The 12,835-nt window shown below is 66.9% G+C and carries 14 protein-coding genes; all 14 read left to right on the plus strand.

All coding sequences use genetic code 11. From position 1 onward, the window contains the following. Positions 1-1,255 (plus strand): condensation domain-containing protein (locus tag AC1DYI_RS14685; RefSeq protein ID WP_477204863.1); only part of this gene is annotated, 1,255 nt, incomplete at its 5' end. Further along, positions 1,252-2,472, plus strand: coding sequence for an acyl-CoA dehydrogenase family protein (locus AC1DYI_RS14690; protein WP_477204864.1), 1,221 nt, complete (start codon positions 1,252-1,254; stop codon positions 2,470-2,472). The genes AC1DYI_RS14685 and AC1DYI_RS14690, both read left to right, overlap by 4 nt. Before the next feature lie 34 nt (positions 2,473-2,506). Next, the gene (locus AC1DYI_RS14695) at positions 2,507-5,125 is read left to right on the plus strand and encodes an FkbM family methyltransferase (protein ID WP_477204865.1); all 2,619 of its coding nucleotides are present in this window, start codon (positions 2,507-2,509) and stop codon (positions 5,123-5,125) included. Further along, positions 5,122-5,994, plus strand: coding sequence for a 3-hydroxyacyl-CoA dehydrogenase family protein (locus tag AC1DYI_RS14700; protein WP_477204866.1), 873 nt, complete (start codon positions 5,122-5,124; stop codon positions 5,992-5,994). Before AC1DYI_RS14695 ends, AC1DYI_RS14700 begins: the two co-directional genes overlap by 4 nt. A 116-nt stretch (positions 5,995-6,110) precedes the next feature. Further along, positions 6,111-6,320, plus strand: coding sequence for a phosphopantetheine-binding protein (locus tag AC1DYI_RS14705; protein WP_477204867.1), 210 nt, complete (start codon positions 6,111-6,113; stop codon positions 6,318-6,320). Next, the gene (locus tag AC1DYI_RS14710; protein ID WP_477204868.1) at positions 6,305-7,450 is read left to right on the plus strand and encodes an acyl-CoA dehydrogenase family protein; all 1,146 of its coding nucleotides are present in this window, start codon (positions 6,305-6,307) and stop codon (positions 7,448-7,450) included. Before AC1DYI_RS14705 ends, AC1DYI_RS14710 begins: the two co-directional genes overlap by 16 nt. Continuing rightward, positions 7,447-8,508 carry an HAD-IIIC family phosphatase gene (locus tag AC1DYI_RS14715; protein ID WP_477204869.1) on the plus strand — a complete coding sequence of 354 codons (1,062 nt, stop codon included), beginning with the start codon at positions 7,447-7,449 and terminating at the stop codon, positions 8,506-8,508. The genes AC1DYI_RS14710 and AC1DYI_RS14715 overlap by 4 nt, the downstream gene beginning before the upstream one ends. Before the next feature lie 82 nt (positions 8,509-8,590). Then, a complete protein-coding gene (locus AC1DYI_RS14720) occupies positions 8,591-9,310 on the plus strand; it encodes a 4'-phosphopantetheinyl transferase family protein (protein ID WP_477204870.1) in 720 nt (239 codons plus the stop codon). Between the two features lie 69 nt (positions 9,311-9,379). Beyond that, entirely contained in the window at positions 9,380-10,126 is a 747-nt protein-coding gene (locus AC1DYI_RS14725; RefSeq protein WP_477204871.1) for a thioesterase II family protein, read from the plus strand. 114 nt (positions 10,127-10,240) lie between these two features. After that, positions 10,241-10,555, plus strand: a complete 315-nt coding sequence (locus AC1DYI_RS14730) for a hypothetical protein (RefSeq protein WP_477204872.1) — start codon at positions 10,241-10,243, stop codon at positions 10,553-10,555. 131 nt (positions 10,556-10,686) lie between these two features. Continuing rightward, complete coding sequence (locus AC1DYI_RS14735; protein ID WP_477204873.1) at positions 10,687-11,070, plus strand: hypothetical protein; 384 nt, start codon at positions 10,687-10,689, stop codon at positions 11,068-11,070. A gap of 114 nt (positions 11,071-11,184) precedes the next feature. Further along, positions 11,185-11,688, plus strand: a complete 504-nt coding sequence (locus AC1DYI_RS14740) for a tetratricopeptide repeat protein (RefSeq protein WP_477204874.1) — start codon at positions 11,185-11,187, stop codon at positions 11,686-11,688. Between the two features lie 122 nt (positions 11,689-11,810). Next, a complete protein-coding gene (locus AC1DYI_RS14745; RefSeq protein ID WP_477204875.1) occupies positions 11,811-12,365 on the plus strand; it encodes a Spy/CpxP family protein refolding chaperone in 555 nt (184 codons plus the stop codon). 94 nt (positions 12,366-12,459) lie between these two features. Next, positions 12,460-12,835: response regulator (locus AC1DYI_RS14750; protein ID WP_477204876.1), on the plus strand; the 376-nt coding region annotated here is incomplete at its 3' end.

The raw sequence follows: 12,835 nt of genomic DNA on the forward strand, positions 1-12,835 counted from the left end.
GCCCTTCTATCGCATCCGCAACGAAGGCTTCGATCCCGATGCGTTCGAGCAAGCGTGGCAGCGCACCGTGGCCTGCCACCAGGCCTTGCGCACTGGCTTCATGTGGGAGGGCTTGCCCCAACCATTGCAGGTGGTCGTCAAGCAAGCCAAGGCAGAAGTGAACCGGCTGGACCTGCGCCACCTGCCCTATGCCGAGCAGCAGGTCCGTCTGCAGGTCTTCCTGGAGGACGACTTCCAGCGTGGCATCGCCGGGCAGCCGGCGCCGCACTTGCGGGTGGGGCTGGTCCGCATGGATGAAGACGACTACGTGTTCGTCTACACCATCAACCACATGCTGCAGGACGGCTGGTCGATGTCGATGTTCCTGCGCGACGCGTTGATGCAGTACGCAGCGTTGCGCGAGGGACGGGACGCCGAGCTGCAGACCCGGCGCCCCTACGGCGATGTGCTGACCTGGTCCTGGCAGCAGGATCGCAGCGACGCCCACGCGTTCTGGCGGCGAATGCTGGCCGGCTTCACGAAGCCGAACCCGCTCGTCACCTACGACGTGCCGCTGGCGCCGGAGAACGAGGTGCTGGGCAAGGACTTGTTCCTCTCCGCGCAGCTGTCGGCAGGGCTGTACGAGCTGTGCAAGCAATACCAGGTCACCTTCTCGAACTTCATCGCTGGCATCTGGTCGATGGTGTTGTCGGCCGAAAGCGGCGACGACGACGTGCTGTTCGGCCTCGTGGTGTCGGGGCGCCCGGCGCACATGGAGGGCATCGAATACACGGTGGGCAACATGATCAACCTGTTGCCGCTGCGGTTGCGCCTGCGACCCGAGGAGAGCTTTCTCTCGTGGATGAAGGAACTGCAGCCGGTGATGTGGGAGCTGAAGAACTACGAGTACGCCGAGCCGCTCACGATCTGGGAAGAGAGCGAGCTGAGCATGGACGCGCTGCCCTTCCAGAGCTACATCACCTACCAGAGCCAGCCGCTCGACGAGTACGCGCTCGCCACGGGGAAGGACTGGGCCATGGGTGCCATGAAGGTCGCACGCACCGGCATTCCGCTCAAGCTCGAAGTGCTGCCGATTGCCCAGATCGGCCTGCGCCTGCAGTACTACAAGGACTGCTTCGACGAGCAGGCGATCCCGCGCATGTCCGACAGCCTCGGCTTCCTGTTGCAGCAGATCCATGACGATCCGCGCAAGACGCTGGGAGATCTGAAGGCGCTGATGCGGCAGCGACAGACCCAGGCCGAAGGGGCGAAATGAGCGAGGCGCGAACCAGCTTCCCCGGCATGCAGGCACCGCCGGGGCCGCAGGCGCGGCCCTCGCGTGGGCCGGACTTCTACCATGTCGACGACCTGCTCACCGAGGAGGAGCGGGCGGTCAGAGACCGGGTCCGCGCCTTCTGCGACCGGGTGGTCATCCCGGCCGCCGCCGGCTACTGGGAGCGGGCCGAGATGCCGATGGATTTGCTGCGGCAACTCGGTGGCCTGGGCATTGCCGGTGGAATGACCACGGGTCACGGTTGCGCTGGCCTCAGTGCCACTGCGGCCGGCCTGGCGACGGCCGAGCTGACCCGGGGTGACGGCAGCCTGAGCACGATCTTCGGCGTGCACTCCGGGCTGGCGATGGCGACCATCGGCATGTTCGGCTCGGATGAGCAGCAGGCGCGCTGGCTGCCGGCGATGGCCCGCTTGGACACGATCGGCGCGTTCGGCCTGACCGAGCCGGAGCACGGCTCTGACATCGTGCTGCTCGAAACCATTGCGCAGCGCGATGGCGACAGCTGGGTCCTCAACGGCGCCAAGCGGTGGATCGGCAACGCCTCGGTCGCCGACGTGCTCATCGTCTGGGCGCGGCAAGGCGCCCAGTTGGGCGCGTTCGTGGTCGAGAAGGGCGCTCACGGGCTGCGGACTGATGTGATCACTGGCAAGGTGTCGCAGCGGGCGGTGTGGCAGGCCGATGTCGTGCTCGACAACGTCCGCGTGCCGCTGGGCCATCGGCTGGCGCATGCCAACGACTTCAACGACCTCACGCGCATCCTGACCCGCTCGCGTTGCTGGGTGGCGTGGATCGCGCTGGGCCACGCGATGGCCTGCTACGAGCACGCGCTRGCCTATGCGACGAAGCGGGTGCAGTTCCGCAAGCCGATTGCCCACTTCCAGCTGGTACAGCAGAAGCTGGCCCGGATGCTGGCCGAGGTGACGAGCCTGCAGTTGCTTTGCCTGCGCGTGAGCCAACTGATGACGTCGCCCCGCGTGACGCCCGGCATGGCCTCGCTGGCCAAGATGCAGGCCTGCCTGAAGGCGCGCCAGGTGGTCGCCGACGCGCGCGACCTGCTGGGTGGCAACGGCATCCTGCTCGAGCACCACGTTGCCAAGCACCAGGCCGACATGGAGGGCATCTTCACCCTCGAAGGGACCGACCACACGCAGTCCCTGATCGTCGCCAAGGAGATCACTGGCGTCTCGGCCTTCCTGTAGCCGGCGCATCGACCACGCCACCTGCGAACAGACCATGAACCAATCACCAAGCACATCACCGCAGCCCTGGACGCTCCTGGCGTTCTCGGCTGATACAACCGAGCAGCTGGACCAGCTCACCACCCAGCTGCACAGTTACCTGGAGCAGCATCCCGAACACGCCCTGGCCGAGGTCGCGCGCGCGCTGCCAGGGTTGACCAACGCAGGCGCGGTAGGCCGCGCCGTCGTGTGCGCCGATCGGATTGCGGCGCTCGACGCGCTGGCTGAGCCCGGGCGCACGGTCACAGGCCCCATGCGCGCTGGAAAGCCCAGCGTCGCCTTCGTCTTCCCGGGGCTGGGCGAGCAGTACTTCGGCATGGCCAGTGGGCTGTACCGGAGAGAGCCGGTGTTTCGCAACTGGGTCGACACCTGTGCGGAGCTGGCCGCGCCCTGGCTCGAAGCGGATCTGCGCGACGTGCTCGGGTTGAACGTGCAGCAGGAGCAGAAGGCGACACCCAAGCCCAAGCTGGACCTGCGCAGCATGCTGAGGCGGGGGGCTGCTGACGAAGACCTGTCACCACTGCACCGCACCGACCTCGCACAACCCGCGACCTTTGTCATCGAATACGCACTGGCGCAGCTCTGGCAATCGTGGGGTATCACCCCGAATGCGATGCTGGGCTACAGCATCGGCGAGTACGTCGCGGCTTGCCTGGCCGATGTCCTCTCACTGCCCGACGCCTTGCGCCTGGTGGTGCGGCGCGCACGCCTCATCCAGGGCTTGCCGGCCGGCGCGATGCTGGCCGTCCCGCGCCCCGAAAGCGCGGTGGCACCGCTTTTGGGTGACGAGCTCTCGCTGGCTGCCGTGAATGGCGAAGACCTGTGCGTGGTGGCCGGCCCGCTCGCGGCGATCGACGCCTTGGAGGCGAGTCTGATCGTCGTGCAGGAGCCGGTGGTCCGGATCCCGACGACCCACGCGTTCCATTCGAAGATGATGGTGCCCATCGTTCCGGCCTTCGAAGAAGCGCTGGCGGGCATCACCCTTCGGTCCCCGCGCATTCCGTACCTGTCGAACGTGTCGGGCACCTGGATCACCGACGCGCAGGCCACCGACCCCGCCTACTGGGTGGCCCATCTCTGCCAGCCGGTGCGCTGCGCGCAGGGGCTGCGTGAACTGTGGCGAAATCCTGAGCGCGTGTTCCTCGAAGTGGGGCCGGGGCGAGCGCTCGGGACGCTGGCTGCACACAACGCCCCGCCGGGGCGCGAGCTGGTGGCACTGACCTCTTTGCGCGCCTCCTACGAAACGATCTCCGACAAGGCTCTGCTGCTCAACACCGTGGGGCGCCTGTGGCTGCTCGGGGCGCCGCTGCAATGGGACCGTGTTCTCGGTCAAAGCCATGACGCGGCCGGCGCGCAGGCGCTGCGTGAACACCTTTCGCCAGCCTTCAACGAAGCAGGAACGGCCGCTCCCCAGCCTGCGACACCAAAGCCACTGCAGGCTGAGGCGGGCAGCGGCAGACAGGCGCGGCCGCAGCTGTTCACGGCCTATGCGGCGCCGCGCAACGCGCTGGAGCAAGAGCTCGCCGCGCTGTGGCAGCGCGTGCTGAAGATCGACGCGATCGGTGTGCACGACAACTTCTTCGAGCTGGGTGGTCACTCGCTGCTGGCGATCTTTGTCCTCAACCAGCTGGAGGGCGCGCACGGCAAGCTGGCCTTGCAGCTGTTCTTCGATCACCCGACGGTGGCACGCTTTGCCGAAGCGCTCGCAGGGCTCGGCACGCAGTTCGAGGCGGCTTCGGCGCCGTCCAGCTCGGCACCGAGTCACGTGCCCTATGTGCTGCCCAACGGCCTGCAGATCACCCATCAAAACAAGGCCGAGACCGACCATTTCTACCAGGACATCTTCGAACACCGCACCTACGTGCGCCACCTCGACCACTGGCCGGCAAGCGCTTGTGTGTTCGACGTCGGCGGCAACATCGGGCTGTTCTCGCTGTTCGTCCACACGCTCGATCCGCGGGCACGCATCTACACCTTCGAGCCTTCGGCGCCGACCTTCGCGATCCTGAAGCGCAACGTCGAGCAACTGGGCGTGAACGCCAAGCTCTTCGAGTTCGGGCTGTCCGATGCCGAGCGCACGGTCGACTTCACCTTCTATCCGCTGTCGTCCGGCATGTCCTCGGTCTATGGCGATCGCGACGAAGAAGAAGCGGTGCTGCGCGGCATCCTGCAGAACCAGCAGGCCAGCGATGCGGCCGGGATGGAGGCCGTCATGGCCTATTCCGACGAGCTGCTCGAGCAGCGCCTGAAGAGTCAGACGCTGAGCTGCCAGCTGCGCACCTTGTCCAGCGTCATCCGCGAAGAGCGGGTCGAACGCATCGACCTGCTGAAGATCGATGTGCAGAAGAGCGAGCTCGATGTCCTGATGGGCATCGAGGCCGACGACTGGAAAAAGATCCGCGCGATCGCTATCGAGGTCCACGACCTCGATGGGCGGGTGGCGGTGGTCGAGCGCCTGCTCCGCCTGCACGGCTACGAGGTTGAGTCGGAGCAGGACGAGCTCTACCGCGGCACGGGGATCTACCTCATTTACGCCAAGCGCAGCGCGGACGACGCCGACGCTTGCGATTCATCCAACAGCCACAGCGCCCAGGCACAGGAGTTGAGCATATGAAAACAGTGGGCGTCATCGGCGCCGGTGTCATGGGCACCGGTCTCGCGCAAGACCTGGCGCAGACCGGCCACCACGTCATCCTGATCGATCTGGACGATCAGACCCTGGCGCGTGCCAGGCAAACCGTGCRCAGCAACCTGCGGCTCGCGCAGATGTTGAACCGAGGCCAGCGCGGCGCGAGCGTCGACGAGATCCTTTCCCGCATCTCCTTCACCACGGCCTACGAAGGCCTGCGCGAGGCAGAGTTCGTGATCGAAAACGTCACCGAGCGATGGGAGGTCAAGCGCCCCATCTACGAGAAGCTCGACGCCGTCTGCCCGCCGGGCTGTGTCTTCGCTGCCAACACCTCGGCGATCTCGATCACCCGCATCGCATCGGCCACCCGGCGGCCCGATCGTGTGCTTGGCATGCACTTCATGAACCCGGTGCCGATGAAGAAGATGGTCGAAGTCATTCGCGGTCATCACACCTCGGATGACACCATCGCCATCGCGAAGGCGCTGCTCGCCGGCATGAACAAGGACTGCGTGGTCGTGGCCGACAGCCCGGGCTTCGTCTCGAACCGGGTGCTGATGCTGACCGTCAACGAGGCCGTCTTCCTGGTCCAGGACGGCGTCGCGGCCGCCGCCGATGTCGACAAGCTGTTTCGCGAGTGCTTCGGCCACAAGATGGGGCCGCTCGAGACCGCGGACCTCATCGGCCTGGACACCATCCTGCTGTCGCTCGAGGTGCTGCAAGACAGCTTTGGCGACCCGAAGTTCAGGCCCTCGCCGCTGCTGAAGAAGATGGTCGATGCCGGCCTGTGGGGGCGCAAGTCCGGCCAGGGCTTTTACGACTACCCCTCCGATCTCGACACCGAAGCGGCATAGCCCATACCCCACGCCCCCTTCCATGCAATGACCAGCGAGAACCCGCCATGCTGCCCCTAGACGAAGTCAAGACCCGGACGCGCGCTTTCATGTCTCGGCATTTCAAAGGCCGGAACGTGGAGGACCACGACGACATCTTTGCCCTCGGGTTCGTCAACTCACTGTTCGCCATCCAGCTCGTGAAGTTCGTCGAGAAGGAGTTCGACATCACCGTCGAGAACGAGGACCTCGACATCGGCAACTTCCACAGCATCGACGCGGTTGCCGGTTTCGTTCACGCGAAGACCGCGACCACGCAAAGGGAAGCCGGATGCATCTCGAGCTGACGGACGTCCAGTCCGCTTTGCGCCACGGCGCCGAGGCCTTCGTGCGAGAGCACGTGCGGGGCGCCGCCGATCGCTGGGACGAGGAGCAGGCGGTCCCGCGCGACGTCATCGAGCGCCTGGCCGCGGCCCGCTATCTGGGCGCCTTGGCACCTCGGCAGGCGGGCGGTGCGGCCTTGGACATGTTGTCCTTCGGGCTCCTCAACGAAGAGTTCGGCCGCGGATGCTCGTCGCTGCGCAGCCTGATCACGGTGCACAGCATGGTGATCCACGCCGTTCTCCGTTGGGCATCCCGCGCGCTGCGGGAGCGCTGGCTCGAGCCGCTGGCCACCGGGGCCACCCTGGGCGCTTTTGCGCTCAGCGAGCCGGGCGCCGGCAGTGATGCCAATGCCATCCAGACGACAGCACGGGCGCGTGGCGCCGCCTACGTCATCGACGGCTGCAAGAAGTGGACGACCTTCGGACAGATCGCGGATCTGTTCTGCGTCTTCGCCCGCACCGAGTCCGGCCCGGCGACGTTCCTGGTTCCGCGATCGACGCCCGGCCTCACCTTCGCCCCCATCACTGGCATGTTAGGCACCCGGGCTTCAATGCTGGCCGAGTTGCAGTTCCAGGCCTGCGAGGTCCCCAAGGAAGCGCTGGTGGGCGGCCTCGGCTTCGGCCTCGCCGGCGTGGCCATGTCGGCGCTCGAGATCGGCCGCTACAGCGTCGCCACCGGATGCGTGGGCCTGGCGCAGGCTTGCCTGGACGAGAGCCTGGCGCACGCGGCCACCCGGCAGCAGGGTGGGGCAGCGCTGCGCGAGCACCAGCTCATCGCTCGCATGCTCTCGCGCATGGAGACGAACGTCAGCGCCGCGCGCCTGCTCTGCTGGCAAGCCGGCGATGACCACGACCAAGAGCGCCCCGCGGCCACGCTGGCCACCTTGAAGGCCAAGTACTTCGCCTCGACCACGGCCACGGAGGCGGCGGAGCACGCGGTCCAGATCCACGGCGCCCTGGGCTGCTCGCGCGAGCGCCCGGTGGCCCGCTACTTTCGCGACGCGAAGATCATGGAAATCATCGAAGGCAGTACACAGATTCAAGAGACCCTCATTGCGCAGCAGCTGTACGAGGCGCGTGAGGTCGACCAATGAGTGCGCTCCCGAAGCTGAATGCTGAAGCAGAACCGGCCATCAAGTGCGTGGTCTGGGACCTGGACAACACCGTCTGGGACGGCGTGCTGCTCGAATCGGGCAACGTCCAGCTGCGCCCGCAGGTGCGCGAGGTGATGCAGGCGCTCGACCGGCGCGGCATCCTGCAATCCATCRCCAGCCGCAACGACGAGCCGCTGGCCCGCGCCAAGCTCGAGCAGTTCGACCTGCTCGACTACTTCCTGTCCCCCCAGATCAACTGGGGTCCCAAGAGTGCGTCGGTGCAGGCCATCGCGCAGCGCCTGAACTTGTCGCTCGACACCTTCGCGTTCGTCGACGACCAGCCATTCGAGCGCGACGAAGTCGCCCACGTGCATCCGCAGGTCTTGTGTGTGGATGCCGCTGATCTTGCGCTGATCCCGGAGCTGCCGCGCTTTCAAGCCCGTTTCGTCACGGACGACGCCCGCTTGCGACGGCGCATGTACCAGAGCGACTTCCAGCGCAACGAGGCCGAGCAGGAGTTCGCCGGCACGCCGGACGAGTTCCTGGCCACGCTCGACATGCGCTTCACCATCGCCGCGGCGACCGAGGCCGATCTGGAGCGCGCAGAGGAGCTGACCGTCCGCACGCACCAACTCAACACCACCGGCTACACCTACAGCCACGACGAGCTGAAAGGCTTCATCGATTCGCCCCGGCACAGCCTGCTCATCTGCTCGCTGGAAGACCGCTACGGCAGCTACGGAAAGATCGGCCTGGCGCTCGTCGAGCGTGACCCGGGAGCCTGGACCTTGAAGCTGTTGCTGATGTCTTGCCGGGTGATGGCCCGCGGGGTCGGCACCATCTTGCTCAACCACATCATGCGCAGCGCCAAGGCTGCCGGCGCGGTGCTGCGCGCCGACTTCGTCTCCAACGACCGCAACCGCATGATGTACGTGACCTACAAGTTCGCCGGCTTCAAGGAGGTGGGCGCCGATGGGCACGTGGTCAAGCTGGAGAACGAGCTGGCCCACGTCCAGGACTTTCCCGCGCACACCCGCGTGGTCGTCGTTGGAGCTTGAAGCGGTGGGTGCGACCGAGTCTTTCCTTCAAGCCAGCGAGGTCGCAGGTTGGGACCCTATGTGGCGGACTGGCCCGGACCGCTTGGAGCTCTCCGGCGGTGTCGACGTCTGGCGTGGCAGCTTGGCACGCGACGCGGCCGAACTCACTGCGCTCGCCGGTTTGCTCGATCCGGCCGAGCGCGAGCGTGCCGCGCGGTTCGTGTTTCCGGTGCACAGTGTGCGCTTCACCGCGGGCCGCGGGCTCTTGCGCCGGGTCCTGTCGCGCTACCTCGGCTGTTCGCCGGAATCGCTGATCTTCGAGTACGGCAGCCAAGGCAAACCGGCCCTTGGCTCCACGGTCGCGACGGAGGCGCCACCACTGTCCTTCAATCTGTCGCACTGCGACGATCTGTTGGTCATCGCGGTGACCCGCGGGCGGCAGGTGGGCGTCGACGTCGAACGTGAGCGAGAAGACGGGCTGGACACCGCCGGGATCGCCGAGCGATTCTTCTCACCGTTCGAGCGCCGCGCCCTCGATCAGCTGGCTCCCGCGGATCGGCGTCGAGGCTTCTTCAGCTGCTGGACGCGCAAGGAGGCGTTCATCAAGGCGCTCGGGCAGGGGCTCTCGATCCCGCTTGATGCCTTCGATGTCAGCGTAGATCCGGACGGGCCGGTGCGCCTGCTCAGCCACCGGCTGCCCGATGAGCCCGCGGCGTCGTCGTGGAGCATGCATGCACTGCCGGCCGCACCGGGCTTCTCCGCGACGCTCGCAGTGGTCCCCGGCCTGTCGCCGCGGGATGCGTTGCGGCTGTGGCAGTGCTGAACGAATGACTCGAACGACAGCTACCGGTTTGATGGCACTCCCGTACCGCTTGCAAAGACACCACTCACCATGACGAAACCCGACCTCTTTTCGAATTCCCTGTCGCTGGTGTGCTTTCCGCACGCCGGAGGCGGCATGGGGCGCTATCGCTCCTGGCGACCGTTGCTGCCCGAAGGTGTTCGCCTGGTGCTGCCAGAGCTGCCGGGGCGCGAGGGACGCATCGCGAGCGAGCCGCTTCCCAGCGTCGAGGCGATCGTCGACGACGTGCTGGCGCAGCTGGACCTGGACCAGATGCCGCGGGTGGCGTTGGTGGGGCTGAGCTTCGGCGCCCTGGTGGCCTACGAAATGGCGGCCCGGCTGGAAGCCATCGGTCGGCCCGCTGAAGCACTGTTCGTCGCCGCGCAGCGCGCGCCGACCACGCCAGGGCCGACCGCCAACTGGCACCGCATGGACGATGCAGCGCTGATATCCAAGTTGATGGCGCTCGAAGGCATGGACACCCGTGCCGCCAGCGACGAGCAATTCCTCCAGCTGTTCCTCCCAGTCATCCGCAACGACCTGCGCGCCAGCGAAACCTACCGCCGTCCCGCCGGGCGGGCGCCGCTGCAATGTCCGATCTGCCTCTACCTCGGCAGCCGCGACGTGGCGGTCTCGGCGGACGACGCCCAGGCCTGGCAGGACGAATCCGAGACCCGGCTGCGGCGGCGCACCCTGCAGGCTGGTCACTTCTTGTTCGGCCCGGACGGCGCCGACCTCTGGTTCGGAGCGATGAAACCGGACATCGAACGGCACGCCGGCGCCATGGCTGCCCTGTAGCGCGCACCCGGTCGGGACAAAGCGCCCCCCCCCGGGCCGCTGGTGAGGGATTTTTCTTGAAGGCCGTGGCGGGCGATCGGTTCATACTGAGGGCTCCACTTCCTTGGAGCAGCGATGAGCAGTTATCTCATCGTCAAGATCCGCACCGCGGCGGATGGCAAGGTCACTGAGGCCGTGATGCGGCAGATGGAGTTGTCGCCGAACGGCGGCCACATGCTGGGCCTGATGGACGAGCAGCACTGGGGCAGTGCCGGCATCGAGAACCTGATCGTCTGCGGTCACTCGGTCTACGTCGGTGTGCAGGGGCCGAAGGGCGAGTGGGCCTACGGCGACGAGGTGAAGCGCGTCGGCCCGCAGCATGAGCTGCAAAGCGTCGACGACGAAGGCCTGCGAACCTACTCGTTGAACCACCTGCCGCAGATGAGCTGACGCGCACACCGGGCCGGTCATCCGGCGAAGCTGCAGGCCAACCCTTCTCAGCGCCGGGCTGTCGCGTTCTGCGCGACGCGATGAAGCCATCCGGGAAGACTCGACGGTTTCCAACCCCTTGGAGACCTGTCGTGACCCGTCCCGCCATCTTCCTTCTCTCTGCCTTCGCCGGCATGCTGCCGCTGGCCGGCGCCCAGGCTGCGCCTGACAACCTGGCCGCCGCCGGCGTCGCACCTTCCCAGGTTCAGGTCATGGGCCGTGCGCAGACCCTCAGCAGTGCCGAGTTCGCGGCGGTGCGCGGCGAATACCGCTTGGCCGATGGTGGGGTGCTGGTGGTCGAGGGGCCGCGCCATCGGCCGATGGTGGCGCTGAACGACCAGGCACCCGTCCGGCTGGTTGCGCTGGCGCCGAACCAGTTCGCCAGTGCCGACGGCGCAATGCGGCTGCAATTCAATGCGCACAGCAACGGCAACGTCGACGCCGTAACCATCACGCTCCAAACCGGCACTCACTGAGCGTCCGTCGCAGATCGCGGTGCAGGGCGGACGAAGGTGGCAGTGCGGGCGAGAGTCCGCCGCGGCCGCCTCCATCGCCGTCCTGACATGCCCACCGCGACACGAGGAGGCCCGATGAACTTGCGCCCATGCCTGATTCCACTGCTGTTGACCCTGGCCCTGGCGTCCTCGGTGACGCATGCCGCTGGYGGGGGCGGTGGGGGAGGAGGTGGCAGCGGCCGCAGCAGCGGTAGCAGCGACCCCGACTACAACAACGCCGTCAGCGCGATCAAGGCGAAGAATTTCGAGCAGGCGATCCCGCYGCTGCTGCGTTATGTCGCTCGCTCTCCTGACGATGCGAATGGTGAAAACTGGCTGGCCTACGCCTACCGCAAGTCGGGCCAGCTGGACCCGGCGTTCGAGCATTACGCGAAGGCCTTGAAGATCGACCCCAACCACCTCGGCGCGCACGAGTACGTGGGCGAGGCCTACCTCATGGCCGGCAACCTGGCCAAGGCCGAAGAGCACCTGAAGATCCTCGACAAGCTCTGCTTCCTGCCTTGCGAGGAATACAGCGATCTGAAAACCGCCGTGGCCGCCTACCGCGCCAACCAGGGGCTGACGGCGGCCAAGCCTTGAATCAAGCCGCGGGGTGCGGCCCATCGCTGGTTTACCGTTCTTTACGAGCGCGGCAAACGCTTCTGACACGGCCCGTCGACCATGCCTCTCACTGTCATGAGAGATGCTTGGAAGGAGCCGCGATGAAAAGACTTTCCCTGCCGACGGCCTGGCGCTATGTGGCCGCCGGCCTGGCGCTGTCGGCCGCTGCCGCGTTCGGCATCGTCAACCTCGCCTCAGCCCATGGCCGCCCCGACGCGCCGCCGCCGGCCGGCATGCACCGTGGCCCGGGCTTCGGCATGCCGGGCATGGGCTTGCCGCTGGTCGGCCCGATGATGGACCGCATGCTCGACGAGTTGCAGGCCACGCCGGCCCAGCGCGAGCAGTTGCACCAGATCGCCCAGTCGGCCCAGGCCGACCTGAAGGCGCCGGGCGAGGCGGCTCAAGCTGACCACGCCCGGCTGGTCGAGCTGTTCAGCCAACCGACGCTGGACCCTGCCGCGATCGAAGCGCTGCGCAAGCAGATGCTGGCCCGGCACGACCAGGTCACGAAACGAATGAACGTGGCGATGCTGGACGCGGCCCAGGTGCTGACGGCCGAGCAGCGCCAGCAACTCGCCGCACGAATCAAGCAGCATGCCGAGCACCGTGCCGACCGCATGGGCGCTGGCGCACCTGCCGATGCCCCCCCGCAGTGATCACGAAAGCCCTGCCATGACGTATGCTTTGACGACAGTGCGTGCACCGCGCGCCGCGCGTGAAGGAGCCCCCGGCGCCTTCTCCGCCCCTGACATGAGCCCCGCCAAGCTGTTGCTGATCGATGACGACTCTCGCCTGACCTCGATGGTGGGCGAGTACCTGCGTGGGCACGGCTTCGATGTCGACACCGCCGGCTCACTGGCCGCCGGCCGCGAGCGCCTGCGCAGCGGGCTGTACGACGCGTTGGTGCTGGACCTGATGCTGCCCGACGGCGACGGCCTGGAAATGACCCGCGAGTTGCGAGGCGACGCCCGCACCCGCCGGCTGCCGCTGCTGATGCTCACCGCCCGCGGCGAGCCGATGGACCGCATCATCGGCCTGGAGATCGGTGCCGACGATTACCTGCCCAAACCTTTCGAGCCGCGCGAGCTGCTGGCCCGCATCAAGGCCTTGCTGCGCCGTGCGGCGC

The organism is Ideonella sp. P3_A4, from assembly GCF_056403075.1.

Bases quoted from the DNA above. Each gene is read 5' to 3' on its own strand.
- AC1DYI_RS14710 (WP_477204868.1), top strand. From the start codon at position 6,305: ATGCATCTCGAGCTGACGGACGTCCAGTCCGCTTTGCGCCACGGCGCC.
- AC1DYI_RS14725 (WP_477204871.1), top strand. From the start codon at position 9,380: ATGACGAAACCCGACCTCTTTTCGAATTCCCTGTCGCTGGTGTGCTTT.
- AC1DYI_RS14730 (WP_477204872.1), top strand. From the start codon at position 10,241: ATGAGCAGTTATCTCATCGTCAAGATCCGCACCGCGGCGGATGGCAAG.
- AC1DYI_RS14695 (WP_477204865.1), top strand. From the start codon at position 2,507: ATGAACCAATCACCAAGCACATCACCGCAGCCCTGGACGCTCCTGGCG.
- AC1DYI_RS14745 (WP_477204875.1), top strand. From the start codon at position 11,811: ATGAAAAGACTTTCCCTGCCGACGGCCTGGCGCTATGTGGCCGCCGGC.